The organism is Bradyrhizobium genosp. A, from assembly GCF_049949275.1.
GTDB lineage: Bacteria > Pseudomonadota > Alphaproteobacteria > Rhizobiales > Xanthobacteraceae > Bradyrhizobium.
Genome location: NZ_CP188196.1, coordinates 7,882,137 through 7,907,136, shown reverse-complemented (window position 1 = coordinate 7,907,136; position 25,000 = coordinate 7,882,137). Strand labels below are relative to the sequence as shown.

The window sequence follows — 25,000 nt, the reverse complement described above, 5'->3', positions numbered from 1 at the left end:
AGTGAAGGGGTGGAGATCGGCGCGGGTGCCCCTGATCTGGGCCGCCCTTGTTCTGGCCATTGGCGTGCCGATCGCGCTCGCAGCAGGAAGCGAGCAGCTCGCATGGCGCGGTCCGGTCTACATCCTCGCCGGATTCACCGGCATCATTGCCCTCGGCCTCGTGCTGGTTCAGCCCCTGCTGATCGGCGGATATCTGCCGGGGCTGTCGGCCTATCGTGGACGGCGCGCGCATCACTGGATCGGCGGCGCGCTGGCCATCGCGGTGGTGATCCACGTCGCCGGCCTCTGGATCACCAGTCCGCCCGACATGATCGACGCGCTCACCTTCTCGTCGCCGACACCGTTCTCCCCCTTTGGCGTGATCGCCATGTGGGCCATCTTCGCGGTCGCGCTTCTGGCTGCATTGCGCCGGCGGTTGGGACTGCGACTGCGAACCTGGCGCATCGCTCATATTCCGCTCGCGATCGTCATCGTCGCCTGCAGCGTGGCCCATTGCCTGCTGATCGAGGGCACGATGGAGACGATCTCGAAGGCGGTGCTTTGTGCGCTTGTCCTCGCGGCAACCATCAAGCTCATGGTTGACCTCTGGCAAAAGCGGATGGTGCGCGGCGAGAGGGCGTAGGTAGAGCGCAGCGAAACCCATCATCGCTCCACCAGGAAGCCGATGGGTTTCGCTTCGCTCTACCCATCCTACAGGCTTGAACTCATCCTGCGGGCTGATTGCCGCTGATGGCGACGGCAGGTATGTTTGTATGATGACCACGAGTTCCCCCGATCTGAAAACGTTCCTGCTCGCGACGCCTTTCTTCGGTGGTCTCACGGATGCGAGTCTCGACCTGCTGATCTCGATGCTGGTCGAGTGCCGCTTCGATGCCGGCGCGACCGTGGTGGCGGAGGGCGAACCGGGACGCTCGATGTTCATCGTCAAATCCGGTCGCCTCGCGGTGAGCAAACGGGCGAATTCCGGAAGCGCTGTCCCGATTTCCGTTCTGGAGCCCGGCGATTTCTTCGGCGAGATGACGCTGATCGAAATGCAAAACCGCTCCGCCACGGTGATCGCGGAGAGCCCGACGCTGCTCTACGAGTTGACAGCCCAAAAGCTCTACGCCTGCTACAAGGCCGACATCCACGCCTATGTGATCGTCCTGCAGAACATCAACCGCGAGCTGTGCCGCCGGCTGCGGCGGGCGGACGAGCGGCTTGCCGGGCATCAGGTGGGCGACACAATTGATCGTACGTAGTGCGTAGGATGGGTAGAGCGCAGCGAAACCCATCATGCTTCGGCACCGAACAAGCTCCCGATGGGTTTCGCTTCGCTCTACCCATCCTACGAGTTGCGAAATGCTGTTGCTCCTGACCTTAGCTTTCGCTCGCGCGATGTCAGTGACCCACAACAGACTTTACGTTTAACAACCGCGCCTGTATCCCTCGGGCCATGTCGACGCTCTTAACCGGCTCATTCATTTTCGTCGGGCTCGCTGTGGCAGCGTTTTGCCTCGGGCAAAGTGCCAAACGGCGCTTCCCAAAGACCTATGCGACCGTTGACAAGATTTTGTACAGTATCGACCTCATTTTAATAGCGGCGTTTTTTATGCTGCTTTATCTCACACATTAATGAGCAAGCTTCGGTCCTATCCACTTCGCTATTTGGCCGCTGGAAGGCTGCTACTGCTACAGCAACGCCATAGAGTGCAGCGAGTTTCGATGAAAGCCGAAGGCAACCAAGCCGGAGAGAAGCAGCGCAGTCCCAGTCACGATCAGGCAAAACGCAATCACTATTGGAGCCCCTTGTTCGTCACGAATGACAAAGACGATAATAGATAAAATTTTACCGACAATCGAAAGGAAGAATTAACCTTACTTACGCGACCCGAGGGGTGGTGCGTAGGACGGTTGAGCGCAGCGAAACCCATCGTGCCTAGTCACTGAACGAGCCCTCGATGGGTTTCGCCGTGCTCTGCCATCCCACGAATACGAGCCGCAACCGGAAATTGACGTTTGAGTGATCGTCCACTAAGCACGACTAAATTGTGGAGCTTGCGGTGACCCATCGCTCATCAGGAGATGCAAAGACGCAACGATTTCATCTCGCACTGTTCGTTGTGCATCCAACATTGGTTCCTGAAGAAATCAGCAAGGCCCTCGGAATGGAGACTCATCACGCCCATTGCGTTGGCACCCCCCGAAAAACTCCCAAGGGCACCCCTCTTTCGGGAAACTATGCTGATACTCGATGGAGGCATAGCGTCGAACACATCGTCGCAAATCAATGGTTCGTGCCGGAAGTGACGAGGCTGGTCGACAGGCTTGAACCTCACAAAGCATTTTTCGCCGATATCAAGTCGACCGGCGGAACGGCGACCATCGTCATTCAATTTATGGACGGCTTCCTCGCGGATGAGATTCCTTGTGCGACGCTCGCAAAGCTTGCGGACTTAAATTTATCGCTTGGGATCGAGTGTTTCGCTGGTCTTTAGAGAAAGTTCAGCCCGCGGGTAGAGCGCAGCGAAACCTATCATGCCTCATCACCGAACGGGCCCCCGATGGGTTTCGCTTCGCTCTACCCATCCTACGCGCTAACAAGCGAAGCTGGACGGCGGCGCGGAAGCGCTACGGGCTACGCCACACGGATTTTGCAGTTAGAATCTGTGATTTCATATCTAACAAATCCGTGCGACCTCAGAGCTGCATCGACTTCGTCTCGCGTCAACGTACAGTCCGGCCCCAAAATCACGCGCTCAATTGCTCCGTTGTGCTCGACTGAGCCGTTTAGGCGTCGTCCAAACGGAAATGCCACATAGCAAACATCGCCGGAAATGCCGCGACGTTCTAGAGGCTTTCTCCAAGACAATCCTGTGCCGTCTTCAAAGTAGTCCATCGGGATCGAGGCCGCTTCGCCTTCCGGTGCATCCTTGACCTGTAAGTAAACTAGCCGCACCTCCCGTTCGTAGTTCCATGTACTGTGTTTTAATGCTGTGACTGCTGCGAAGACTGAAGCAGCCGAATTGATCCAATAAATTTCGTCTTCGGCTTCTGGATCAATCTCTGTTGCTATGGTCCGAACGAGGTCCCGAAATCCTTCGCCGGTGTTCTCATCTAAGTACGTTACTCGTTGCAGGCGACCAGGCATCGGCAGAATTGCTGTGGGACGAAATCCGATAGCTAGACCCGAGTGGTTGCCGCCGTAGGCTCCCCACATTGGTAGCTCATCTTTTGCCAAAGAAAAGCAGCAGCAAAATGCGTGCTGCTCCTGCCGAGCACGAGATAGCTCCTCGCTGAGTTTCTCTAACGCGCGACGGAGGCTACCTTTGGATTCGTTGCTGACGGATTTAATAGCCTCAAGGACGTGCTCATAGCCAAGGTGAATTTCGCGGGGGTCATTCGCGCCGGCGAGGTCGGTATACCAAAGGGTCTTCGATTGCAGAATGCCATTGAATGCCGCTGCCGAGCAGTATTGGTACAAGGTAGTTCGTGGATAGAACTCCATAAATGGCATGATCTGCAAACCCTGTCTCGAGGAATGAAGGTAGTGATATTGCGTCGATTCGCGAGCTGTGACGAGCGTTAGGATTGCTAACCCGCCGGGCAAAACACCCACCTCCCCGCAAAACCCCGTCAACCCTTTCCCGCAAAAATATTCCACTTTACCGAAATTCGGATTTGCGGCATGATCCCGCCATCCCGACCCGGGGAGAGGGGCGATCGTACGTCGTCACGAACGTGGGTTGGGGTGCGGTGGACGCGGCAGCGCCGGCGCGGATGTGGGAGCAGGGCGGGCAGAGGATTGAGCCGAACCCCGTGAGCTCGCCGCAAGCCGTGTCGAACGAACGGCGCCTGTATCCGACGACGCTTTGGGCTTGAGTCGGGCTTGTCCCGGCGAAGCCCGCAGGGCGGAGACGGAATCGCTGCGTACGGCTAAACCGTGTGGTCCTGGCTGTCGTTGCTACAGCCAAGCTTCCGCGACGACGTATCGCCCCAACCGGGCGCGGTGCGTCACCTGGTCGCGAAGTGACGGTGACAACAGGAACTCGTCGCCGGGGAGAGCGCGGCATACGCCGTCAACCCATCGCGCAGGGAAGGCCGAGTGTTCGGCGTCACCTGTATGCTGCTGTGCGGTTTCCTTGCGCTACATTTTCGCGCAGCGGACCGCGGGTGCCCGTCGGCACCCGGTCTTCCCTGCGCCCTCTTCACAGAGGAGGGCGAAACAGGAAAGCAAAACTCGGGCGTTTCTTGCCGCGAGAACGCTGATCCATGTGCATTTCTAGAGATGGAATGGTGCTGCCAGACAGGATTGAACTGTCGACCTCTCCATTACCAATGGAGTGCTCTACCACTGAGCTACGGCAGCATGTGCTGGGATAAGAATCGGCCGCCCGAGGGGCCTACCAAGCGGGCCGATATCTGCCACAGGCCTCCCCGCTGTGCAAGCTTGCCGGACCCGCCAATACGAGAAAATCGGGGCGATATCGGGGGTATAATACGGCTGTTTGGGCCCGAAACGACCGACTTCCCGTCGATTTTGCCGTCGATTTTGGTTCCGCTTCCCCGGCCAACTGGCCAGTTGGCCCGTGAAGCGGATTCCAGCCATTTTGAGTTTCGCACGATCGGGACCGCGCGGGCCTCTTGAGCTGCCGCATTCTCCGGGCATGTTATCGCCAACCGCTGGATGGACCCGGAAATGGCTGACGAGACCGACAAGAGCGCAAGGCAGACGAGGGCATCGCGGGACGACCGCCTGAAATCGGCGCTGCGAGAAAACCTGAAGCGGCGCAAGATGCAGGCGCGCGAACGCGCCGCAAGCGCCGACCCCTCGCAAGTCGACGATGGTTCCCTAGATGAGGGGACCGCCGGCAAGACCGATTAGATAAGACCGACGACCAGAAGACGAGCGGCTAGAATTTTTGGAGTGCATGCAGTGACCATGGGGCAAGACGATTCCCACCGAACCGATCGCGACGCGGTGATGTCGCGTTTCACCCGGCCCGAGCAGACTTTTCCCGCGCTGACATCCGCCGAAATCGAGCGCATGAGGCAGTTCGGCGAGCTCCGCACCTATAGAGACGGCGAGCTGCTGTTCGAAACCGGCAAGCCGGGGCCGGGCATGTTCGTGGTGCTGAAGGGCCATGTCGCCATCACCCAGCGCGATGGGCTCGGCAATATCACGCCCTTGATCGACCAGGGGCCGGGACAATTTCTGGCCGAGCTGAGCCAGCTCTCCGGCCGTCCGGCGCTGGTAGACGGCCGCGCCGAAGGCGAAGTCGAGACGCTGCTGCTGCCGCCGGAGCGGCTGCGCGCGCTGCTGGTTGCCGAGGCCGAGCTCGGCGAGCGCATCATGCGCGCGCTGATCCTGCGCCGGGTCAATCTGCTTCAGGCCGGGGTCGGCGGCATCGTGCTGATCGGTCCCTCGCATTCGGCCGGCGTCGTGCGCTTGCAGGGCTTCCTCACCCGCAACGGCCAGCCGCATCATCTGCTCGATCCGGAAAGAGATCGCGACGCCGCAGAAATGATTACGCGCTATTCGCCCAAGCCCGAGGACTGGCCGCTGGTCGTTACCTCCGATGGCGCGGTGCTGCGCAATCCCGGCGAGACCGAGCTGGCGCGCGCGATCGGCATGATCGGCGGCCCGCGCAATGACCGCATCTACGACGTCGCGATCGTCGGCTGCGGGCCGGCCGGGCTCGCCACCGCCGTGTATGCGGCGTCCGAAGGCTTGTCGGTTGCCGTGCTCGACACCCGCGCCTTCGGCGGCCAGGCCGGCGCCAGCGCGCGCATCGAAAATTATCTGGGGTTTCCGACCGGTATTTCCGGCTTGGCGCTGACGGCGCGCGCCTTCAACCAGGCCCAGAAATTCGGCGCCGAGATCATGATTCCCGTGACGGTGAAGTCGCTCGACTGCACGCGCAAGGATGGTGCGTTTGCAGTGGCGCTCGAGGGCTGCGAGCCCTTGCGCTCGCGCGCGGTCGTGGTCGCGAGCGGTGCGCGCTATCGCCGGCCTGACATCGAGAACCTCGACAAGTTCGAGGGACGCGGCGTCTGGTACTGGGCCTCGCCGGTCGAGGCGAAGCTGTGCGCCGGCGAGGAAGTGGCGCTCGTGGGCGCCGGCAATTCGGCGGGGCAGGCGGCCGTGTTCCTGTCCGGCCACGCCAGACGTGTGCTGATGATCATCCGCGGCGGCGGCTTGGGGGCCAGCATGTCGCGCTATCTGATCGAGCGCATCGAGGCGACGCCGAACATCGAATTGCTGTTCAACACCGAGATCTCGGCGCTCGAAGGCGACGAGGCCTCGCTGCTGCGGCGGATTCGGCTGAAGAGCCGGCTGTCGAACGACGAGGAGGTTGCCGACATCAAGAATCTCTTCCTGTTCGTCGGCGCCGATCCCGCCACCACCTGGCTCGACGGCTGCGGCGTCACGCTCGATCGCGGCGGCTTTGTCGTCACCGGCGCGCAGTCTGAGCTGAACCAGGGTAAGCTGGTGGCGCCGCTCGAGACCTCCGTGCCCGGCGTCTACGCCGTCGGCGACGTCCGCTCCGGCTCGGTCAAACGCGTCGGCGGCGCCATCGGCGAAGGCGCGCAGGTCGTGGCCTCCCTGCACGGCTATCTCGGCGACGCCGCAAAACCGGCGCTTTAGTCAAGCAGAAGACAAGCAGACGGCAAGTCGATTGTGACTTGCCATTGCGCATTCTGGTGCAGACTATCCCCTCATCCAGAGGAGCCGCGACAGCGGCGTCTCGAAGGATGAAGGCCCGACTGCCAAAGCCGGGCCTCTATGGTTCGAGACGGCGCTCGCGCGCCTCCTCACCATGAGGGTCTAAAGACAACAAATTTAACGGGAGGATTAAATGGCCGAACTCGTCGTGCTCTACAAGACGCCCAAAGACGCCGCCGCCTTCGACAAGCATTATGCCGAGACCCACATTCCGCTTGCCAAGAAACTTCCCGGCCTGAAAAAATATGCCGTCAGCACAGGGGCGGTCGGCTCGCCCGCCGGACCATCAGGCGTTCACCTCGTCGCCATTCTCAGCTTCGACAGCGTGGGCGACATCCAAAAGGCATTCGGCAGCGAGGCGGGCAAGGCCGCCGCAGGCGACGTGCCGAAATTCGCCAGCGGCGGTGCCGACATGCTGATCTTCGACACCAAGGAAGTGTGACGTCCCGCTTCAACTTTCGTCGAAAGCTGCCGTCGTTTATGACAGCGCTGCAAAAAATTCAGCCATGCGTTTGTCGATTCGCACGATGACGCATGGCTGCGTGCGCATGTGGGACATCAGCGCAGGTAGCAATCCGATGAGGAGCGTAATATCAATCACCTGATCTCAATGCAGAGAATAGGAGAGATGTCATGGTTCTTGGGTTGAGCCTGCCCGCCTTCACACTGGTCCATGTCATCATCAGCCTGATCGCCATCGCCGCCGGCCTCGTCGTGATGTTCGGCTTGCTCGGCTCGAAGCCGATGCCCGCCCTCACGGCGATCTTCCTCATCTTCACCATCCTGACCAATGCGACCGGCTTCCTGTTTCCGTTCAAGGAGCTGCTGCCCTCGTACATCATCGCCGGCATCTCGCTGGTGCTGCTCGCGATCGCCTGCATCGCGCTCTATGGCATGAAGCTAGCGGGTGCGTGGCGGCCGATCTACATCGTGACCGCGATGATCTCGCTCTATTTCAACGTCTTCGTGCTGATCATCCAGTCGTTCCTGAAAGTGCCGGCGCTGGCCGCGCTCGCGCCGGCCGTGCCGCCGGCGCCGCCGTCGGGTCCCGTGTTCGCCGTGGTGCAGGGCATCGTGCTGCTGTTCTTCGTGCTGGTGACCATCGGTGCCTGGCGCCGCTACAAGCCGATGGCGTTCGCCTGATCGTTCTTAACTAAAGGAGTCCCCCATGCCCACCATCACCACCAAAGACGGCGTCGAGATTTTCTACAAGGATTGGGGCTCGGGCCAGCCGATCGTGTTCAGCCATGGCTGGCCGCTGTCGTCCGACGACTGGGACGCGCAGATGATGTTCTTTGTCACCCGCGGCTATCGCGTCGTCGCCCATGACCGCCGCGGCCATGGCCGCTCGGCACAGGTCGCCGACGGCCACGACATGGATCATTATGCCGACGATCTCGCGGCGGTGACCGCGCATCTCGATCTCAAGAACGCCATTCATGTCGGCCATTCCACCGGCGGCGGCGAGGTCGTGCACTACATCGCGCGCCACGGCGAGTCTCGCGTGGCGAAGGCCGCGATCCTCTCGGCAGTGCCGCCGCTGATGGTGCAGACGGAAGCCAATCCCGGCGGCCTGCCGAAGAGCGTGTTCGACGGTCTTCAGGCCCAGCTTGCCGCCAGCCGGACGGACTTCTACCGCGACCTCCCCGCCGGTCCCTTTTATGGCTACAACCGCCCCGGCGCAAAGCCGTCGGAAGCGGTGATCCAGAATTGGTGGCGCCAGGGCATGATGGGCGGCGCGAAGGCGCATTACGACGGCATCGTCGCGTTCTCGCAGACCGATTTCACCGAGGATCTGAAGAAGATCAACGTGCCGGTGCTGGTGATGCACGGCGACGACGACCAGATCGTTCCTTACGCCGATTCCGGTCCGCTGTCGGCCAAGCTGCTCAAGAACGGCACGCTGAAGACCTACAAGGGCTTTCCGCACGGCATGCCGACCACGCACGCCGAAACCATCAACGCCGACCTGCTGGCGTTCTTCAAGGAGTGAGGTCGAAGGACCTCACTCCAATATCGCCCTGATCGCATCGAAGGTGCGTTTGACGAAAGCCTCCGGCCTGTCGCGCGTGCCTTCGCTGAGCCAGCTCTCGCCGCCGACGCGCATCGCGCCGGTGGCGATCATGGCGACGAGCCGGGCTTTCAGCCGGTCCGATTTGCGCCCCGAACGTTGCGCAAGCCCGTCCGCCAGCGCGCGCTCGAGCTTTTCGTATTTGAGCTGGTCGCGGGCCTGAAGCGTGGGATTGTCGCGCTTGAGCCGCGACATCGCGGCCGCCTCGGTCGGATCGATTCGTTTGACTGCGGCAGCGATCGCGTTCTCCGCCGCCGTCAGCATGGTTTCGTCCGCAGGCCGCGCGAGAATCTCGGCGACCAGCGCGGCGGCTGCATCCTCCTGCCAGGCGGCGACGACGTCCTCTTTGGACGCGAAATAATGAAAAAAGCTCCGCCGCGACATGTCGGCCGCCGCCGCGATGTCGTCGATGGTCGTGGCCTCGAAGCCGCGTTCAAGAAACAGCGCCATCGCCGCGCGCTTCAGCCGCTCGCGGGTTTCCTGCTGCTTGCGCTGGCGCAGGCCGGGGCTGGCAGCGAATTTTGCTCCTGTCGGCAATGACTTGGCGGCCTTCCTGACTGATTTCCCGGCGGACTTCGAAGCCTTCAAATTTTTCACCTCTTGCAAACTTGCACTCGGTGCACATTTAGACCCGTCGCGGGCCTCATTCCAGCCCCGAACGGAGATATGGCATGACCGACTGGACCACGGCAGACATCCCCTCTCTCAGCGGCAAGACTGTCGTCGTCACCGGGGCCACCGGCGGCCTCGGCTACGAGACCGCGCTGGCGCTGGCAGGCGCCGGAGCCATCGTCATACTCACCGGGCGCAACGACGCAAAGGGGCTGCGGGCGATCGAGGGCATCTGCGCGCAATTTCCTAACGCCCTGATCGCCTATGAGCGCCTCGACCTCGCCAGCCTGTCGTCGGTCGCCGATTTCGCCCGGCGTTTTGCCGCCAGCAACGACCAGCTCGACCTTCTCATCAACAATGCCGGGGTGATGGCGCTGCCGAAGCGGCAGCAGACCGAAGACGGTTTCGAGATGCAGCTCGGCACCAATTACCTCGGCCACTACGCTCTGACCGCCCGGCTCTTGCCGCAGCTTCGACGTGCGAAGGCTGCGCGCGTGGTCAATCTCTCGAGCCTCGCGCACCGGTCGGGCGCGATCAAGTTCGACGATCTTCAGAGCCAGCGGTCCTATCGTCCCTGGCGTGCCTACTGCCAGTCCAAGCTCGCGATGCTGATGTTCTCGCTCGAATTGCAGCGGCGCAGCGATGCGGCCGGTTGGGGCCTGCGTAGTGTGGCCGCCCATCCCGGCTACGCGCGCACCGATCTCATTCCGAACGGGCCTGGCATCAACACCTTGCAGTGGCGAGTGGGCCGGTTGCTCCAGCCTCTCATCAGCCAATCCGCGGCTGAAGGCGCGCTGCCCACGTTGTTCGTTGCGACCTCGGCGGGCGCCGAGCCCGGCAGCTATTACGGCCCGAACGGGTTCTACGAATTGAAGGGGGCACCGGCGCCGGCGCGGATCATGCCGCAGGCGAAGGATTTCGCGTCGGCTGCGAGGCTTTGGGATGTCTCGGCGACGCTGTCCGGTGTATCCTTCGACGAGATCGCGGCCGCCGCATGAGCCGCGACTTCGGTGGGGACGTCCCGATGCGTGTCATCATTTTTGGCGCGACCGGCATGGTTGGGCAGGGTGTGTTGCGCGAGTGCCTGGTCGATGCCGGCGTTGAGCACGTGCTCGTGGTCGGGCGCAGTTCGACCGGCGTGCGCAACGCCAAGCTGACCGAGATCATCCACGACGATTTCACCGACTATTCGGCGATCGAGGCGCAGCTCACCGGTTATGACGCCTGCTCCTTCTGCCTCGGCGTTTCCTCGATCGGCATGAGCGAAGAGCGCTACCGCCATCTCACCTACGACATCACGCTTGCCGCGACGACGACGCTGGCGCGGCTCAATCCGCAGATGACTTTCACCTATGTCACCGGCGCCGGCACCGATTCCACCGAGCAGGGCTCGCGGATGTGGGCGCGCGTCAAGGGCAAGACCGAGAACGATCTGCTCAAGCTGCCGTTCAAGGCGGCCTACATGTTCCGGCCCGGCGCGATCCAGCCGTTGCACGGGATCCGCTCGAAGACGGCCTGGGTGCAGGCGGTCTACGACGTGACCTGGCCGCTGTGGTCGGTGCTGCGCCGGATCTCGCCCGGGCTCGTGACCTCGACCGAGCAGATGGGCCGCGCCATGATCCATGTCGCCAGGGTCGGCTATCCCAAGAAGGTGCTGGAGATGAAGGATATCAATAGCCTCTAGTCCGTGCAGTCGCTAGTTTGCGCGGAAATTTCGGCAGCCCTGCGCGTTGAGCCGGATCAGCCCTCGAGAAGAAGTGTCGGTGATGTCTCCCCAGCTCAAACTGATCGCGCTCGACGCCGACGATCTCGCGGTGATCTCGACCCATGTGCAGGATGCCCACGTGCAGCCTTCCGACATCATCTGGCGGCAGGGCGAGAAGCGCCTGGTGGTCGGCATGAGCCGGCTGGACTGGGAGCAGACTCTGGCGGGCGAGACCGAGCCGCGCCGGCTGGTGTCAGCGCTTCGCTTCGACCGCGTGCTCGCCTGCAAGTCGCGCAATATCGATCTGGCGACATCCGAGGCGGTCCTGGACCTCGTCGGCATCGAGTTTCATCCCCAGGACGGCCGCGATGAGGAGCCCGGCGGCAGCGCGCTCTTGCTGTTTGCCCAGGGCGGCGCCATCCGCCTCGACCTCGAATGCCTTGAGTGCGAGCTGACCGATCTGGGGGCGGACGAACTGGGAACGGGGCTGAGAATCGAGGGAGAGGGGTAAGGTTGCCTGTATACCAGCCGAACCGGCTCAGGTCCTCGCCGGAACGGTAGCTTCCAAGCGTTGGCTTCCAAGGGTTGACTGTCAAGGGTTGACTGCCAAGGGTTGACGCAGCTTCCCCGCCGCGCCATTGAGCAGGGGGCCGGTGAGCCAGACTGCTCCCCCCTCAACCAGCAGAAGCCAAGCCCAAAATGCCCGTTCGTCTCGACCGCAGCAGCGCCGATTTTGACCAGCGATTCGCGGCCTTCCTCGCCGCCAAGCGCGAGGTCTCGGCTGATGTCGAGGCGGCCGCGCGCGCCATCGTCGATGATGTCGCCAAGCGCGGCGATGCCGCTCTGCTTGAGGCCACGGCAAAATTCGACCGGCTGACGCTGGATGCATCCGGCCTGCGCGTGTCGGCCGCTGAGATCGAAGCTGCGACAAAGGCCTGTGATGCCGCGACGCTGGATGCGCTGAAGCTCGCGCGCGACCGCATCGAGACTTACCATCGTCGCCAGCTGCCGAAGGACGAGCGCTTCATCGACCCGCTCGGGGTCGAGCTCGGCTGGCGCTACACCGCAATCGAATCCGCCGGCCTCTACGTGCCCGGCGGCACCGCGGCCTATCCGTCCTCAGTGCTGATGAACGCGGTGCCGGCCAAGGTCGCGGGCGTCTCGCGCCTGGTGATGGTGGTGCCTTCGCCCGACGGCAAGCTCAATCCGCTGGTGCTCGCGGCGGCCTCGCTTGGCGGCGTCTCCGAGATCTACCGCGTCGGCGGCGCGCAGGCCGTGGCGGCGCTCGCTTATGGCACCGCGACGATCGCGCCCGTCGCAAAGGTCGTCGGCCCCGGCAATGCCTATGTCGCCGCCGCGAAACGGCTGGTGTTCGGCAAGGTCGGTATCGACATGATCGCGGGCCCCTCCGAGGTGCTGGTGATCGCCGACGACACCGGCAATGCCGACTGGATCGCGGCTGATCTGATGGCGCAGGCCGAGCACGATGCCAGCGCGCAATCGATCCTGATCACCGACTCGGCGCGGCTTGCCGCCGATGTCGAGAAGGCGGTCGAAGCGCAATTGAAGACGCTGCCGCGTGCAGCAATCGCAGGTCGCTCCTGGGCCGATTTCGGCGCCATCATCATGGTGAAGACCCTCGCCTACGCCATTCCGCTCGCGGACGCGATCGCCGCCGAGCATCTCGAGATCATGACTGATGATCCCGACGCGCTCGCTGCAAAGATCCGCAATGCCGGCGCGGTCTTCCTCGGCGCGCATACGCCGGAGGCGATCGGCGATTATGTCGGCGGCTCCAACCACGTGCTGCCGACGGCGCGCTCGGCGCGATTTTCCTCAGGGCTCGGGGTCGCCGATTTCATGAAGCGCACCTCGATCCTGAAATGCGGCCCGGACCAGCTGCGTGCGCTGGGCCCGGCCGCGATGACGCTCGGACAAGCTGAAGGGCTGGACGCCCATTCGCGCTCGATTGGATTGCGCCTCAATCTGTCATGACAAAGCCGCCCGAACAGGACGACTCGACCAATCGCATCGTCGCGGTCACCCTCGACGAGGACTCGATCGGCCGTTCCGGGCCCGATATCGAGCACGAGCGCGCGATCGCGATCTACGATCTGATCGAGCAGAACCTGTTCGCGCCCGATGGCGCTGACGGCAAGGGGCCGTTCACGCTGCACATCGGCATCACCGGCAGCCGGCTGATGTTCGACATCCGCCGCGAGGATGGCACGCCCGTGGTCGCGCATCTGTTGTCGCTGACGCCGTTCCGGCGGATCGTGAAGGACTATTTCATGATCTGCGACAGCTACTATCAGGCGATCCGCACCGCGACCCCGGACAAGATCGAGGCCATCGACATGGGCCGCCGCGGCATCCATGACGAGGGATCGCGCACGCTGCAGGAGCGGCTCAAGGGCAAGGTGCGGGTCGATTTCGAGACCTCGCGCCGCCTGTTCACGCTCATCACTGTTCTTCACTGGAAGGGCTAGGGCATGGCCCGGAAAAGTGTGCAGCGGTTTTCCGACAAGGCCATGCCCTCTATCAAAAGGGCCTAACCGCGATGGCGGGTCCGCCACGCGCACGCGATCCGCAATCGGTGCTGTTCGCCTGCGCGATGAACAGCGTGCGCTCACCGATGGCCGAGAGCCTGCTGCAGCACATGTTTCCGCAGGGGCTCTACGTGAAATCGGCCGGCGCCCGAAAGGGTGAGCTCGATCCGTTCGCCATCGCCGTGATGGCCGAGCTCGGCCAGGATATCTCCACCCACAAGCCGCAAACCTTCGAGGAGCTGGAGGACTGGGAGGGGTTGAATTTCGATCTCATCATCACGCTCTCGCCGGAAGCGCACCACAAGGCGCTGGAACTGACCCGCACGCTCGCGGCCGACGTCGAGTACTGGCCGACGCAGGACCCCACCACCATCGAGGGCAGCCGCGACCAGAAGCTCGCCGCCTATCGCGAGGTCTGCGACCAGCTCCTGATGCGGATCCGCCGGCGTTTCGCCAAGGTGGGCGCCGCGAGCGGGTAGTATGGGGCAAGCGTAACACCTGCGTCACAGACTAAGGGCACACGCATGTTGGACGCCCCGAATCACCAAAGTCAGGGTTCCCGGGTTGTGAAACCAGCCCCCTTCCGATAGGTTCCGCGCGCAATTCACCCCCTGCCTCGTCTCCCAAAAATCACCTGATGCTCGGCCGCCCCAAATTCGTTCTTGCCTCCGGTTCGCCGCGGCGCCTGTCGCTGCTCAACCAGGCCGGCATCGACCCGGACGCGCTCCGGCCGGCAGATGTCGACGAGACGCCGAAGCGGGGCGAGCTGCCGCGCGCCTGCGCCAATCGCCTCGCGAGGGCCAAGGCCGATGCGGCGCTCAAATCGGTGCAGCTCGACGATGAGCTCCGCGGCGCCTTCATCCTGTCCGCCGATACGGTGGTGGCGGTCGGCCGCCGCATCCTGCCCAAGGCCAATCTCGTCGACGAAGCCGCCCAGTGCTTGCGGCTGCTATCGGGCCGCAACCACCGCGTCTACACCGCGATCTGCCTGGTGACGCCGCGCGAGGCTTTTCGCCAGCGCCTGGTCGAGACCCGCGTCCGCTTCAAGCGCCTGTCGGAAGACGACATCCAGGCCTATATCGGCTCGGGCGAATGGCGCGGCAAAGCCGGCGGCTACGCCGTGCAGGGCATCGCCGGCTCGTTCGTGGTGAAGATGGTGGGATCCTACAGCAACGTGGTCGGCCTGCCGCTCTACGAGACCTCCACGCTGCTCGGCGGCGAAGGCTTTCCGATCCGCTTCGGCTGGCTCAACGCCACCGCCGTGTGAGCCAAAAAAAACCACCTCAAAACCACTCCGACAAAAACCTCGAAAACAACCCCATGCACAGTAGAATCGGTCGGCGGGCATCCTGCGCCTCCGTCGGAGGAACCCGTTTGCCGAGAGGCTCTTGAACCTCGTCACCTCGTGTAGACTGCCGCCACCCATGAACGACCACGCCAAGAAGCCCGCCGGGCCGCTCAAAACCTGCCCGATCTGCGGCAAGCCGCAGGCGCAGGCCACCCGTCCGTTCTGCTCGTCGCGCTGCCGCGACGTCGACCTGAACCGATGGCTGAAAGGGTCCTACGTCATCCCCGGTCGCGACGACGAGGTGGATGACGTCGAATAATTAAATGATATCAGTCGCTTGCTCGCGCGGCCGTTGTGCCGCGCGCCGATCGCAGCAAGCCCGCCCCACCTTGTGCACAGCCGGGCCGCGCCCGGCGCAGCCTCTTGGCGAAGCCGGGTAGACAGGCCGCTGCGAGCCCACTATAAACCGCCCGCTCGATGGGCCTTGACCTTCTCTTTGGGTCCTTCCCTCAGCACGCCCAGGTAGCTCAGTTGGTAGAGCATGCGACTGAAAATCGCAGTGTCGGTGGTTCGATTCCGCCCCTGGGCACCATTCGTGCGATTTTCCACGCCAAATTACGATTTTGCGCGATTTCCTCCACGAGACGATGGCGCTCGTATTGCTACCGTTCGAATAGGTCCGACGCCGCGATGGCGATCCGTTCGATGCTAGAGCGCTACACGTCCCTCAGACCGCGGAACAGCGCGCCAAACGCGGAGTCCGCCCTGTAGAAGACCGCCGGCTGGCCCAGTGGAGCGCTGACCGTAATTTCCTCGCCGCCGGCGAACGACTGGCCTGACCAGACGTGGACCCAATCGGTTCCGGTTGGCAGATACAGCGTCCGTTCTCCCTCGGATGGCCGCCAGACTGGCGCCACCAGCAGGTCAGGACCGTACAGATAGCTGTCTTGAATGGTGTATGTCCGGCGATCGGCTTCGTGATGCAGGAACAAGGGGCGCTGCACTGGAAGGCCCCGGCGGGCCGCCTCCTGCGACAAGATCTCAAGGTATGGTGCGAGATGAACGTAGATTGCCGTCATCCTCGCAAAATGCCGCAACACCTCGCCATCGCCGTCGAGCTGCAAATTGTCATGCGGCCGATTGCCCTCATGACTGCGCATGACCGACGTGAATGCAGCCATCTCCGCCCAGCGCATGAGCAACTCGGGTGTACGGACATTGCCGAACAGGCTCGTATAACCGCCGATGTCGGAATGATGAAACGCGTTGCCGAGCAGGCCGGAGGACAAGGCGGCGCAGATCACCGTCACGAGCCCGTCGTGGCGCGAGAAGTCGACCGACTGGTCGCCGGCCCAAAGCAAGGGGCAGTGCTGCTGCACGCCTGTAAAACCGGACCGCATGAAGAACAGCGCTTCGCCGGTCTTGCCTCGGCTCGCCACCGCCTTTGCGTTCACCTCCGCCCAAAGTGTCGGCCATCGATTATGCATCAGCTTTGCATCCACGCCATTGGCGAGACGCACGTCGGTCGGCAGGTACTCACCAAAATCGGCCATCCAGCCGGATAGACCGTAGTCGAGCATGCCTGCGCCGATGATGTCTTCGCAGAACCATGCGGCCGCGTCCTTGTTGGTGAGATCGACAATGCCGCAGTGAAATTCACCGAAATCGATCAGCGCGGTTCGCCCCGAGCCGTCCTTGACGAAATAGCCCGCGGCTTCAGCCGCAGCGAACAAGGATCCATCGTTGCAAAGATAGGGGTTCACGTAGCCGAGAAAGCGTATGCCATCGCTGTTCAGTTCGGCGATGCGCTGGCGAAGGCCTGGATATCGCTGCTCGCTCGCCTGCCAGTTCCAGAACAGCCGCGCACCAAACGCAGTCGGCCGGATTCCAACCCAGTCTTCGCACCAGAGGCCTGCAACCTTGACGCCGGCTTCGCGCATCCGCTCAAGGCGCTTGAATGAGGCCGCCCCATCCTTCAATCCGACGATCGCGCCGTTGTAGATCCAGTCCGGCAGCGGCGGCTGACGCCCGAAGCGGCCCGACAGGATTTCGACCAATTCGATAAACGTTTCCGCCGCAAACAGCTCGATACGCTCCGGAACGGCCCAAACCTCGATCTCGTGAAACGCATCGTCGCGAAAATCGAAAGCGCAAAAGGCAGAGGTCGCGACGTGAAGTGCATAATGGGCAGAGGAAACATAGGTCGGCTGCGGATAGTAGGTGTGGAAATAGTCCCCGCCCGCCTTGTCGATGGCGTCCGCCTTGAATGTGATCTCCGTCGTCTTGTCACGCCCAACGCCGGGCTCGGAGCTCCACAGTGGAAACCGCCGGCCGCGCAGATCGAAATAGGAAAACTGCTCGCCGCCACCCCAGACGTGCTCGTCCTGATCAGCCGCGATCCGAATCCAAAACCTGTTCATGGACGGATCTGTCGCCTGCAGCACGAGCGCATTTTCCTCGAGCCAAAGGATCAACCGCGGCGCCTGCCCCTTGCCGGGCGCAAGCCGGATGCGCCCGCCGTCGATCTCGGCATGTGCCAGCGGACAGCGCTCGACGAGGCGGTCTTCGATCTCGAAACGACCGCGGTGCATCGCGATGCGATCATCACCGCGTCCGACAAAGATGCACGGTTTTGCGGCGCTATGCCTGAGAACCGGCCGGCGATTGATGGAGACTATGAAGCCCGCAGGGGTGGTTTCGAGTTTCGCGCTCATTCCTTCGGCTCTCAGGTTAGGCCTGCATCGACAATGAAGTTCGCCCCGGTGCATCCGGCGCTCTCGTCGGAGCCAAGAAACAACGCGACGCGCGCCACATGCGAGGCATCGAGCCGGAATTTGAGCGCCTGGCTGTCGATGAACTTTTGGTTGCTCGCGGGCGTCGCCCAGAGCCGCTGCTGCCGCTCGGTGACGATCGCGCCGGGCACGATGCAATTGACGCGGATGCCTGCCGGGCCGAGCTCCCGGGCCAGCGTCTTGGTCATGCCGTTGATCGCCGCCTTCGCCGTCGTATACCCCACCATTCCTGGTATCCCGCGCATCCAGGAGACCGAGCCGAACATGATGATTGCTCCTCTGCCTACCTCGATCATTCTCTTGCTCACCGCCTGGCTCGCGAAGAACTGGTGATCGAGGTTGAGCGACAGCACGCGCCGCCAAGTCTCAGCCTCGACATCGACCATGGCATGGCGATCATCGCGGGCGGCGTTGTTGACCAGCACCGAGACGGGGCCTCGCTTGTCTTCGACGCGCGCAACTGCGCTACGGAGCGCGGCGATATCGGTCACGTCGCAAACGATGAACTCCGCCCCGGTCGAGGCCGCTGTCGTGGCCCCGGCCTGCTCGTCGATGTCGATGAATGATACGATCGAACCCTGCGATGCAAACGCCTTGACCATCTCCGCGCCGATGCCCGCGGCCCCACCGGTGACCAGCACGTTGCGGCCGGCCAGCGAGCCATAGCGAACGGAATCATAGCTTGTCATCTCGGGAACCTCGGAATGCCTCTCGACACGTGACTCCTCACCCCTTGACGCCGCCGGCCGTCAGCCCTGAAACCACGCGTCCCTGGAAGATCACAATCAGGGCCGCAATCGGCACGATGCCCACGACGAGCGCGGCTGATATCACCGGCCAGGGGAATGCAAATTCACCCTGGTAGAGCTGGATTCCGACCGGCAGCGTGCGCAACGCCGGATTGGAATTGAACGACAGGGCCAGCAGAAACTCGTCCCACGAGTTGACAAAGGCGAGAATGCCGGCGGTGAAAACGCCGGGCGCCGACAACGGCACGACCACCCTGAACAGCGCGCCAAGTCGCGTGCAGCCGTCGATCATGGCGGCGTTTTCCAGATCGCGCGGAATACTCTCGAAAAACGACGTCAGCACCAAGATACAGACCGGCAGGCTCAGCACCGTGTAAGGCATGATCAGCGCCGTCCAGGTGTTGAGAAGATCGAGCGCCCGCATCGTCTCGAACAGCGGCACCAGGAGCGTGACCAGCGGAAAGGTCGAAACCGCGATGATCAGCGACATGATCAGGCCGCGAAATCTGAGATTGAGCCGGGCGAGCGCATAGGCGGCAAGGACGGAGACCAGCAGCGTCGACGCTGTCGACAGCAGCGCGACCATGAAGCTGTTGAACAGGAAGGTGAGCAGCGGCTGGTCGGAGAACGCCTGCATATAGTTCTGCAGCGTCGGCGCGCGGGGCAACCAGGTGATCGGCTTCAGGGTCAGTTCCGCCTCGGTCTTGAACGAGGTGATAAGAATCCACAGCGCCGGAAACAACCCGTTGACGATGAGGATGAGCGCCGCCAGCACGCGTAGCGGTTTGCCCGACAGGAGCGATCCGGGTCTTGAAATGGCGTCCGTGGTCATTCGACGCCCTCGCTGCCGCGGATCATGCGCAGATAGAGCGCCGTCACAGCCATGGAGAGAATGAACATCACCACGGCAAGCGCCGACCCGTAGCCGAGATCGAGAAACGAGACGGTGTTTTGATGGATATACATGGCGAGCGTCACGGTCGACGTGCCCGGTCCGCCGCCCGTCATCATATAGGGAATGTCGAAGGTCTGCAGCGCGGTGATGGTCCGAAAGATCAGCGCAACCACGATCGTCGGCTTGAGCAGCGGCAGCGTGATCAGAAGAAGCTTCCGCACGCGGCCTGCTCCATCGACATCCGCCGCCTCATAGAGCGATCGGGGAATGGTCTGCAGGCCAGCGAGAATGATCATCGCCATGAAAGACGACGTCTTCCAGATGATGGCGAGGCAGATCGCGGCAAATGCGAGCCGCGGCGAATTGAACCAGATGATGCCGGACAGGCCGAACCTCTGCAGCACGTCGTTGACGACGCCATATTCAGAATGAAAGAACCACGCGAAGATCAGGCCCGCGAAGGAAAGGGGTAGCGCCCACGGGACGAGCAGCGAAAGCCGCGCTGGCCAACGCATCTGAAACGGAAGGTTGGCGAGCAGCGCAAGGCCGAGCCCGACGATCAGCGCGCCGGGAACCGTGATCAGCGCAATGAGGATGGTGTTCCGGGCCGCCTGCCAGAACACCGGATCCTCGATCATCTCCTGGAAATTCGCGAGCCCGGCAAAGCGCGCCGGCACCCCCGACGTGAGCGACAGGTCGAGGAAGCTCGTATAAATGAGTCTGCAGATTGGATAGCCGATCACCACGGCGAGCAGAATGGCGGTCGGCGCAAGCAGCAGCGCGCCGAGCGTCGCCTCGTCGGGATCAAGCAGGCGCGACAACCGTGCGCGAAGCGGTTTGGCGCGACCCGTTGCCCGCGCGAGTGGGACTGATGTCGTCATGAAATCCGATCCGGGTTGCCGAAAAGCGCGGCGCAGCTTGTGGCGGCAGCATGCAATGTGTGAACGAAGGAACGAACCAGCCCTAATGGAAGATCCGCTTCAGGCGGCTCTCGATCTGGCTGGCGCCCTCCGCCGGTGTCGCCACGCCCGCCAGCACCGCGTTCACGGTGGTTCGGATCACCTCGCTGACTTCGTTGTAGCGGGGCGTGACCGGCCGCGCCCTCGCCGTCCCCACCACGGGCACGGCATCAGCAAACCAGGGAGCAGCCTTGGTGACCTCGGAATCCGTGTAGAGCGCCGGATAGGTCGGTAACAGCGAGCCGTTGATCGCCATGAATTTGGATATCTCAGGGCCGGACAGAAATTCAGCGAGCTTCTTGGCCTCATCCTGATGCTTGGAATAGGCGGAGACGCCCCATTCCCAACCACCGAGACAGGTCGACTGTTCGCCCCCGGTAACGGCGGGCAGCCGCGAGACTGCTACCTTGCCGACGACAGCCGACCCTTCGCCTTGGAAGAGAGCCCAGGCGTAGCCCCAGTTCACGGCAAAGACCACGTTGCCTGCCTGAAACTCCTTGCGGGTGTCGTCGGTTGCGACTTCGGAGATGCTCTTCTTGGCAATCCCCTTGTCGACAAAGCTCTTCCACAGCGCCAGCGCCTTGATCGCCGCGTCGCGATCGAAGATCAGCTTGCCGTTTTCGACGACCGTCTTGCCTTGACTCCAATAGGGAAGCAGGAACGTACAGACCGCCCCCTCGATCGCTTTGCCCTGGAAAGAAAGCCCCTGCAAATTCTGATTGTGCTCGCCGTCCGTGATCTTTTGCGCCGCAACGGCCAGTTCTTCCCACGTCTTCGGCGGCGGGATGTCGTATTTGTCGAGCAGATCCTTCCGATAGTAGAGGAACATGGCGTCGGCAAAAGCGGGCAACGCGACCACCTTGCCCTCGACGGTATTGGCCTCGGCATAAGGGCGAAGGTAAGCGAGCAGGTCCTTCTCAGGGAATGGGGAAAGCCAACCGGCGGCTGCGAATTGGGCCGGACGAATGACATCGAGAATCAGGACGTCCAGCGACGGGTCCTTCGCCGACATCACCGTGTTGAGATACTGCGCCTGCAGGTCGGACGTCGCGCCGCCGAGTTCGATCATGACCTTGATGCCAGGATTGCGCACTTCGAATTGATCCAGCGCTTTCCGCCAGACAGCAGGCTGACCCTGACTGGAGAGATAGACCTTCAACTGCGTTTCAGCGGATGCCGGGCCCGAGGCCAGCGCAGCGCTCAACAACAGCAGACTTGCAAGCCTCGCAAGGTTCATCGTTTCCTCCCGGCTGATATTTTGCCGCTTTTCCGCGTGCAATATCCTGGCGCCACTCACTGAACAATGCGCTCGGTCGAAGCATCGAAAGGCGAAGCTTCTTCGGATCGCGCGCAGATCCTGTCATGACTGCGCTGTCTCAGCTACCTTCGCAGCGCTATGATTTTCAAGGTTACACAGATCGCTGTCAAGCCGATTCCCATTGCAGACTCCAACTGCACAAACGATCGATATTTGCACCATTTTCCGCTGGTACCATGAGATCAGATTGCTTTCTGACAGCCGATCACCTACGCTTCGTCGCTGATAATAGCGCTACTATTTCAGGGTCGATGCCTTCATCAAAGCCCACACGTGCCCGGCGCAAGATGCAGCGGGTCACGATCATGGATGTGGCGGCGCGCGCCGAGCTCTCGCCATCCACCGTGTCTCTCTACTTCCGGAAGCCCGGCGCGGTTTCGGCCGCGGCAAGCCGGTCGATCGCACGTGCCATCGAGGCGCTCGACTATGTGCCGAACCTGATGGCAGGCGGACTCGCCGCGGCCTCATCGCGCGTCGCGAGCATCATTGTCCCCTCGGTCCGCAACGCGTTCTTTGCCGAGACCGTTGCCGCGATACAGTCCGAGCTCGGCAAGCAACGGTTCCAGGTGATGCTCGGGCATACCGAATATGACGAGCGCGACGAGGAAGACCTGGTGCGGACGGCCCTGTCCTGGGCGCCCGCTGCGATCATCCTGACCGGCCTCTCGCACAGCGCCGTCACACGACGGCTGTTGCGCGACAGCAGGGTGCCGGTTGTCGAGATCTGGGAGCTCGGCCGCCAGCCGATGGATATGGCCGTAGGCTTCCATCACACTCAGGTCGGGAGCACCGCTGCGTCACACCTCATGCAGCGCGGGCGCAAACGGCTGCTGTTTCTTGGGGCTCGCCTGCAAGAGGATCAGCGCGCTGCGCAGCGTGCGCAGGGTTTCATCGAGACCGCACGGAGCGTGCTGAATGTCAGTGCGGAGATCATCCGGCATCCGGCGCCTGCAACCGCCGAGGTGGGCGCCATGCTGCTTGCGGAGGCCTTGCGGCGCTTCCCCGACGTCAACGGCATTGCCTGTTCCAATGATCATATCGCGCTGGGCGCGATTTTCGAATGCCAGCGCCTCGGCGTCGCGATCCCCGAGCGTTTGTCGGTGGTCGGTTTCGGCGATTTGAGCTTCAGCGCAGCATGCAATCCGTCAATGACCACGATCCGTCCGCCGGGCGATCTCATCGGTAAGGAAGCAGCCCGGCTCATCATCGCAAGGATTGCAAGCACTGACGGCGAGACCGAGCGGGCTGTGATCGACACTCGTTTCTCTCTGCTCCACAGGCAAAGCAGCTGATCTGGCATCACCTCTCCGCGAGAGCCGAGGCCGAGCATCACTCGGGCGCGGCTGCAAACCCTCACGCGAAGGATCGAAGGAGATATCGCTGGTTTGTAGGGTGTGCGGAAAGGCGGCAGCGCTCCTCCGCCACCATGCCAAACGCTCACGCCGCCATACTAAGGACAAACAGCGGTTCGTCGTGTCGGTGGTTGGGTATGATTCCCTCCCTGGGCACCATTCCTCTCAGTGTCGAACGTCCTGCAGACCCGCTTGCTCCGCCGCAATCATTCGCTGTACGTGCCCGGCCACGGCTGATATGCTTTTCGCCATTGGGACGGTAAACGGCAGCTCGCCAACCGACTTTTCTGCGAGGCGGCCTTCTGATCGGATCTCGATCCCGCTCGCGGTTCTACGCATTGCTTCGACATAACGCTAAAAAAATCGTCCATGGCTGCCGCGTCCCCCCTCACATTGGGAGATGTGCCATGGCTGCATCGGACTGGCGTCTCGAAGGCGAATGGATGAAGAATTGCACTTGCGCATTCGGCTGCCCCTGCGATTTCAACGCGCCGCCGACCCAAGGCTATTGCAAGGGGCTGGTCGCTATGCGCATCGCCAAGGGACATTTCGAGGGGACCAGGCTTGACGGTCTCTGCTTCGCGATCACGGTCGATTTCCCCGGAGCGCTGCATGAGGGCAACGGGACGATCCAACCCATCATCGACGAACGCGCCACGCCGGAGCAGCGCCAGGCGTTGTTCGATATCTTTTCGGGCAAGCATTCTGCCGAGGGCACGCTATTCCAGATCGTCAGCCTGATCGTCACCAAGATCCACGATCCGGTGTTTGCACCGTTCGAGTTCTCCTTTGACAAGGACGGGCGCGTCGCCCGGCTTGTCGCCGGGGGCGTGCTCGAGACCGACGTCGAGCCGATCAAGAACCCGGTGACGGGTACTCCGCACCGCATTCAGGTCGTGATGCCCGAGGGCTTCGAGCATAGGGCGGCCGAGATCGCGTCCGCCAGCATCCGCTCGACCGGCGCGATTCCGTTCGAAACCCGGGACACGCACAGCTCGCTTGCTACCGTCGTGCAAACGCCCGACGGCGTCGCGGCGTGATGCTGCGCTGAAATCGAGAGGTCAACTCGGCCACCTCAGCGGCGGGCAAGCCCATGCGCGGGCACTTCATGCTGGAACACCTGCTTCACCGCGACCGCCTGATCGTTGCGATCGGGACCGCTGCCGTGGCGGCGCTCGCCTGGGCCTATCTCGCCAGCGGCGCCGGCATGGACACCGAAATGATGGCCGACATGCCGGACATGGCGCCGATGCCGTGGACGCCGCTCTATGCCGCGCTGCTGTTCGTGATGTGGTGGGTGATGATGATCGCGATGATGGCGCCGAGCGCGGCGCCCACCGTCCTCTTGTATGCGACGGTCAAGCGCAAGCAGGAGACTGCATCCTGCGCCGCAATGGACGCCTGGATATTTCTCGCCGGTTATCTCGTGACATGGGCGGCGTTCAGTGTCGTTGCGGTCCTGGTGCAATGGGCGCTCGAACGCTTCGGGTTGCTGTCGATGGCGATGGCAAGCACCAGCTCGATTTTGGGCGGCCTCATTTTGCTCGCCGCAGGGCTTTACCAATTCACGCCGTTCAAACGTTCCTGTCTGCGTTACTGCGAGAGCCCGCTGATGTTTCTCAGTCAGCATTGGCGGCCCGGTACGAGAGGGGCACTCCACATGGGATTTCGCCACGGCAGCTATTGCGTCGGCTGCTGCTGGTTCTTGATGGCACTGCTGTTCGTCAGCGGAGTGATGAATCTCGTCTGGATCATCGCCATCGCGCTCTATGTCGCCGGTGAGAAACTGCTGCCGTTCGGCCCAAGGCTGAGCCATGCGGCAGGCGCGGCTCTCATCCTGTCCGGCACGATCATGCTCGCGCGCGCGGTGTGAGAAACGCCCGTGGCTCGACAGGCGCTGCGAAAATGCCATTTTCAAATACGCCGATACCGCCAAGCTGCTCAAACCAGCCGGCTTCCGTGGTCTTACGGAGGCCGTTAGCTGGACAATTGAGCCTTTTCCCA

The 25,000-nt window shown here is 62.5% G+C and carries 26 protein-coding genes and 2 tRNA genes; 20 read left to right on the top strand and 8 right to left on the bottom strand.

What is annotated here, in order from left to right:
* Position 1: 1 nt before the first annotated feature.
* From ACP2YP_RS37040 to ACP2YP_RS37030, 3 genes are all read left to right on the top strand, one after another.
* Positions 2 to 622, top strand: a complete 621-nt coding sequence (locus tag ACP2YP_RS37040) for a ferric reductase-like transmembrane domain-containing protein (protein ID WP_426421234.1) — start codon at positions 2 to 4, stop codon at positions 620 to 622.
* 133 nt (positions 623 to 755) lie between these two features.
* Positions 756 to 1,241, top strand: a complete 486-nt coding sequence (locus tag ACP2YP_RS37035) for a Crp/Fnr family transcriptional regulator (protein ID WP_426421233.1) — start codon at positions 756 to 758, stop codon at positions 1,239 to 1,241.
* 801 nt (positions 1,242 to 2,042) lie between these two features.
* Positions 2,043 to 2,477: a DUF4279 domain-containing protein gene (locus ACP2YP_RS37030; RefSeq protein ID WP_426421232.1), complete on the top strand. Its 435-nt coding sequence runs from the start codon at positions 2,043 to 2,045 to the stop codon at positions 2,475 to 2,477.
* A 140-nt stretch (positions 2,478 to 2,617) separates the two neighbouring features.
* Here the strand turns inward: ACP2YP_RS37030 and ACP2YP_RS37025 are convergent, their stop codons facing one another.
* Both ACP2YP_RS37025 and ACP2YP_RS37020 read right to left on the bottom strand, forming a co-directional pair.
* Positions 2,618 to 3,496: a DUF2971 domain-containing protein gene (locus ACP2YP_RS37025; RefSeq protein WP_426426407.1), complete on the bottom strand. Its 879-nt coding sequence runs from the start codon at positions 3,494 to 3,496 to the stop codon at positions 2,618 to 2,620.
* A 777-nt stretch (positions 3,497 to 4,273) separates the two neighbouring features.
* Positions 4,274 to 4,348: transfer RNA gene (locus ACP2YP_RS37020), tRNA-Thr, on the bottom strand.
* A 330-nt stretch (positions 4,349 to 4,678) separates the two neighbouring features.
* Here ACP2YP_RS37020 and ACP2YP_RS37015 point away from each other — a divergent pair.
* The 5 genes from ACP2YP_RS37015 to ACP2YP_RS36995 all read left to right on the top strand — a co-directional run bounded on the left by ACP2YP_RS37015 (position 4,679) and on the right by ACP2YP_RS36995 (position 8,699).
* Positions 4,679 to 4,864, top strand: coding sequence for a hypothetical protein (locus tag ACP2YP_RS37015; protein WP_426421231.1), 186 nt, complete (start codon positions 4,679 to 4,681; stop codon positions 4,862 to 4,864).
* A 57-nt stretch (positions 4,865 to 4,921) separates the two neighbouring features.
* Positions 4,922 to 6,628: an FAD-dependent oxidoreductase gene (locus tag ACP2YP_RS37010; protein ID WP_426426406.1), complete on the top strand. Its 1,707-nt coding sequence runs from the start codon at positions 4,922 to 4,924 to the stop codon at positions 6,626 to 6,628.
* 211 nt (positions 6,629 to 6,839) lie between these two features.
* Positions 6,840 to 7,148 (top strand): EthD family reductase, encoded by a 309-nt coding sequence (locus tag ACP2YP_RS37005; RefSeq protein WP_426421230.1) that lies wholly within the window; start codon positions 6,840 to 6,842, stop codon positions 7,146 to 7,148.
* A gap of 191 nt (positions 7,149 to 7,339) precedes the next feature.
* Positions 7,340 to 7,849, top strand: a complete 510-nt coding sequence (locus ACP2YP_RS37000) for a hypothetical protein (RefSeq protein WP_426421229.1) — start codon at positions 7,340 to 7,342, stop codon at positions 7,847 to 7,849.
* Positions 7,850 to 7,874: 25 nt separating this feature from the next.
* Entirely contained in the window at positions 7,875 to 8,699 is an 825-nt protein-coding gene (locus ACP2YP_RS36995) for an alpha/beta fold hydrolase (protein WP_426421228.1), read from the top strand.
* Between the two features lie 12 nt (positions 8,700 to 8,711).
* Here ACP2YP_RS36995 and ACP2YP_RS36990 read toward each other — a convergent pair whose 3' ends face one another.
* Positions 8,712 to 9,365 (bottom strand): TetR/AcrR family transcriptional regulator, encoded by a 654-nt coding sequence (locus ACP2YP_RS36990; protein WP_426421227.1) that lies wholly within the window; start codon positions 9,363 to 9,365, stop codon positions 8,712 to 8,714.
* A gap of 83 nt (positions 9,366 to 9,448) precedes the next feature.
* Here ACP2YP_RS36990 and ACP2YP_RS36985 point away from each other — a divergent pair, with 83 nt between their 5' ends.
* The 9 genes from ACP2YP_RS36985 to ACP2YP_RS36945 all read left to right on the top strand — a co-directional run bounded on the left by ACP2YP_RS36985 (position 9,449) and on the right by ACP2YP_RS36945 (position 15,523).
* Positions 9,449 to 10,387, top strand: a complete 939-nt coding sequence (locus ACP2YP_RS36985; RefSeq protein WP_426421226.1) for an SDR family oxidoreductase — start codon at positions 9,449 to 9,451, stop codon at positions 10,385 to 10,387.
* A gap of 26 nt (positions 10,388 to 10,413) precedes the next feature.
* Entirely contained in the window at positions 10,414 to 11,073 is a 660-nt protein-coding gene (locus ACP2YP_RS36980) for an NAD-dependent epimerase/dehydratase family protein (protein ID WP_426421225.1), read from the top strand.
* Positions 11,074 to 11,155: 82 nt separating this feature from the next.
* Positions 11,156 to 11,605, top strand: coding sequence for a DUF2948 family protein (locus ACP2YP_RS36975; protein ID WP_426421224.1), 450 nt, complete (start codon positions 11,156 to 11,158; stop codon positions 11,603 to 11,605).
* Positions 11,606 to 11,793: 188 nt separating this feature from the next.
* Complete coding sequence (hisD, locus tag ACP2YP_RS36970) at positions 11,794 to 13,089, top strand: histidinol dehydrogenase (RefSeq protein ID WP_426421223.1); 1,296 nt, start codon at positions 11,794 to 11,796, stop codon at positions 13,087 to 13,089.
* Entirely contained in the window at positions 13,086 to 13,583 is a 498-nt protein-coding gene (locus ACP2YP_RS36965; protein ID WP_027530339.1) for a UPF0262 family protein, read from the top strand. Before hisD ends, ACP2YP_RS36965 begins: the two co-directional genes overlap by 4 nt.
* A 71-nt stretch (positions 13,584 to 13,654) precedes the next feature.
* Entirely contained in the window at positions 13,655 to 14,122 is a 468-nt protein-coding gene (locus tag ACP2YP_RS36960) for a low molecular weight phosphatase family protein (RefSeq protein WP_426421222.1), read from the top strand.
* Between the two features lie 158 nt (positions 14,123 to 14,280).
* Positions 14,281 to 14,910: a Maf-like protein gene (locus ACP2YP_RS36955; RefSeq protein ID WP_426421221.1), complete on the top strand. Its 630-nt coding sequence runs from the start codon at positions 14,281 to 14,283 to the stop codon at positions 14,908 to 14,910.
* 157 nt (positions 14,911 to 15,067) lie between these two features.
* On the top strand, positions 15,068 to 15,250 hold the full coding sequence (gene yacG, locus ACP2YP_RS36950; RefSeq protein WP_426426404.1) for a DNA gyrase inhibitor YacG: 183 nt from the start codon (positions 15,068 to 15,070) through the stop codon (positions 15,248 to 15,250).
* A 197-nt stretch (positions 15,251 to 15,447) separates the two neighbouring features.
* Positions 15,448 to 15,523: transfer RNA gene (locus tag ACP2YP_RS36945), tRNA-Phe, on the top strand.
* A gap of 124 nt (positions 15,524 to 15,647) precedes the next feature.
* Here ACP2YP_RS36945 and ACP2YP_RS36940 read toward each other — a convergent pair.
* The 5 genes from ACP2YP_RS36940 to ACP2YP_RS36920 form a co-directional block, all read right to left on the bottom strand.
* The gene (locus ACP2YP_RS36940; RefSeq protein WP_426421220.1) at positions 15,648 to 17,645 is read right to left on the bottom strand and encodes an alpha-glucosidase; all 1,998 of its coding nucleotides are present in this window, start codon (positions 17,643 to 17,645) and stop codon (positions 15,648 to 15,650) included.
* A gap of 11 nt (positions 17,646 to 17,656) precedes the next feature.
* Positions 17,657 to 18,412, bottom strand: coding sequence for an SDR family NAD(P)-dependent oxidoreductase (locus tag ACP2YP_RS36935; RefSeq protein ID WP_426421219.1), 756 nt, complete (start codon positions 18,410 to 18,412; stop codon positions 17,657 to 17,659).
* Positions 18,413 to 18,449: 37 nt separating this feature from the next.
* Positions 18,450 to 19,304, bottom strand: a complete 855-nt coding sequence (locus ACP2YP_RS36930) for a carbohydrate ABC transporter permease (protein WP_426421218.1) — start codon at positions 19,302 to 19,304, stop codon at positions 18,450 to 18,452.
* Positions 19,301 to 20,248: a carbohydrate ABC transporter permease gene (locus ACP2YP_RS36925; protein WP_426421217.1), complete on the bottom strand. Its 948-nt coding sequence runs from the start codon at positions 20,246 to 20,248 to the stop codon at positions 19,301 to 19,303. Before ACP2YP_RS36925 ends, ACP2YP_RS36930 begins: the two co-directional genes overlap by 4 nt.
* A gap of 82 nt (positions 20,249 to 20,330) precedes the next feature.
* On the bottom strand, positions 20,331 to 21,563 hold the full coding sequence (locus tag ACP2YP_RS36920) for an ABC transporter substrate-binding protein (protein WP_426421216.1): 1,233 nt from the start codon (positions 21,561 to 21,563) through the stop codon (positions 20,331 to 20,333).
* A 125-nt stretch (positions 21,564 to 21,688) separates the two neighbouring features.
* Here ACP2YP_RS36920 and ACP2YP_RS36915 point away from each other — a divergent pair, with 125 nt between their 5' ends.
* From ACP2YP_RS36915 to ACP2YP_RS36905, 3 genes are all read left to right on the top strand, one after another.
* The gene (locus ACP2YP_RS36915) at positions 21,689 to 22,936 is read left to right on the top strand and encodes a LacI family DNA-binding transcriptional regulator (RefSeq protein ID WP_426421215.1); all 1,248 of its coding nucleotides are present in this window, start codon (positions 21,689 to 21,691) and stop codon (positions 22,934 to 22,936) included.
* A gap of 467 nt (positions 22,937 to 23,403) precedes the next feature.
* Entirely contained in the window at positions 23,404 to 24,036 is a 633-nt protein-coding gene (locus ACP2YP_RS36910) for a DUF1326 domain-containing protein (RefSeq protein WP_426421214.1), read from the top strand.
* Between the two features lie 68 nt (positions 24,037 to 24,104).
* Positions 24,105 to 24,869, top strand: a complete 765-nt coding sequence (locus ACP2YP_RS36905) for a DUF2182 domain-containing protein (protein WP_426421213.1) — start codon at positions 24,105 to 24,107, stop codon at positions 24,867 to 24,869.
* Positions 24,870 to 25,000 lie beyond the last annotated feature (131 nt).

What these genes read in the sequence shown, in the direction of transcription:
- ACP2YP_RS37035 (WP_426421233.1), top strand. Translation starts at nt 756, where the DNA reads ATGACCACGAGTTCCCCCGATCTGAAAACGTTCCTGCTCGCGACGCCT.
- ACP2YP_RS37025 (WP_426426407.1), bottom strand. Translation starts at nt 3,496, where the DNA reads ATGCCATTTATGGAGTTCTATCCACGAACTACCTTGTACCAATACTGC.
- ACP2YP_RS37015 (WP_426421231.1), top strand. Translation starts at nt 4,679, where the DNA reads ATGGCTGACGAGACCGACAAGAGCGCAAGGCAGACGAGGGCATCGCGG.
- ACP2YP_RS37010 (WP_426426406.1), top strand. Translation starts at nt 4,922, where the DNA reads ATGGGGCAAGACGATTCCCACCGAACCGATCGCGACGCGGTGATGTCG.
- ACP2YP_RS37005 (WP_426421230.1), top strand. Translation starts at nt 6,840, where the DNA reads ATGGCCGAACTCGTCGTGCTCTACAAGACGCCCAAAGACGCCGCCGCC.
- ACP2YP_RS37000 (WP_426421229.1), top strand. Translation starts at nt 7,340, where the DNA reads ATGGTTCTTGGGTTGAGCCTGCCCGCCTTCACACTGGTCCATGTCATC.
- ACP2YP_RS36995 (WP_426421228.1), top strand. Translation starts at nt 7,875, where the DNA reads ATGCCCACCATCACCACCAAAGACGGCGTCGAGATTTTCTACAAGGAT.
- ACP2YP_RS36985 (WP_426421226.1), top strand. Translation starts at nt 9,449, where the DNA reads ATGACCGACTGGACCACGGCAGACATCCCCTCTCTCAGCGGCAAGACT.
- ACP2YP_RS36980 (WP_426421225.1), top strand. Translation starts at nt 10,414, where the DNA reads ATGCGTGTCATCATTTTTGGCGCGACCGGCATGGTTGGGCAGGGTGTG.
- ACP2YP_RS36975 (WP_426421224.1), top strand. Translation starts at nt 11,156, where the DNA reads ATGTCTCCCCAGCTCAAACTGATCGCGCTCGACGCCGACGATCTCGCG.
- hisD (WP_426421223.1), top strand. Translation starts at nt 11,794, where the DNA reads ATGCCCGTTCGTCTCGACCGCAGCAGCGCCGATTTTGACCAGCGATTC.
- ACP2YP_RS36965 (WP_027530339.1), top strand. Translation starts at nt 13,086, where the DNA reads ATGACAAAGCCGCCCGAACAGGACGACTCGACCAATCGCATCGTCGCG.
- ACP2YP_RS36960 (WP_426421222.1), top strand. Translation starts at nt 13,655, where the DNA reads ATGGCGGGTCCGCCACGCGCACGCGATCCGCAATCGGTGCTGTTCGCC.
- ACP2YP_RS36955 (WP_426421221.1), top strand. Translation starts at nt 14,281, where the DNA reads ATGCTCGGCCGCCCCAAATTCGTTCTTGCCTCCGGTTCGCCGCGGCGC.
- yacG (WP_426426404.1), top strand. Translation starts at nt 15,068, where the DNA reads ATGAACGACCACGCCAAGAAGCCCGCCGGGCCGCTCAAAACCTGCCCG.
- ACP2YP_RS36940 (WP_426421220.1), bottom strand. Translation starts at nt 17,645, where the DNA reads ATGAGCGCGAAACTCGAAACCACCCCTGCGGGCTTCATAGTCTCCATC.
- ACP2YP_RS36935 (WP_426421219.1), bottom strand. Translation starts at nt 18,412, where the DNA reads ATGACAAGCTATGATTCCGTTCGCTATGGCTCGCTGGCCGGCCGCAAC.
- ACP2YP_RS36930 (WP_426421218.1), bottom strand. Translation starts at nt 19,304, where the DNA reads ATGACCACGGACGCCATTTCAAGACCCGGATCGCTCCTGTCGGGCAAA.
- ACP2YP_RS36925 (WP_426421217.1), bottom strand. Translation starts at nt 20,248, where the DNA reads ATGACGACATCAGTCCCACTCGCGCGGGCAACGGGTCGCGCCAAACCG.
- ACP2YP_RS36920 (WP_426421216.1), bottom strand. Translation starts at nt 21,563, where the DNA reads ATGAACCTTGCGAGGCTTGCAAGTCTGCTGTTGTTGAGCGCTGCGCTG.
- ACP2YP_RS36915 (WP_426421215.1), top strand. Translation starts at nt 21,689, where the DNA reads ATGACTGCGCTGTCTCAGCTACCTTCGCAGCGCTATGATTTTCAAGGT.
- ACP2YP_RS36910 (WP_426421214.1), top strand. Translation starts at nt 23,404, where the DNA reads ATGGCTGCATCGGACTGGCGTCTCGAAGGCGAATGGATGAAGAATTGC.
- ACP2YP_RS36905 (WP_426421213.1), top strand. Translation starts at nt 24,105, where the DNA reads ATGCTGGAACACCTGCTTCACCGCGACCGCCTGATCGTTGCGATCGGG.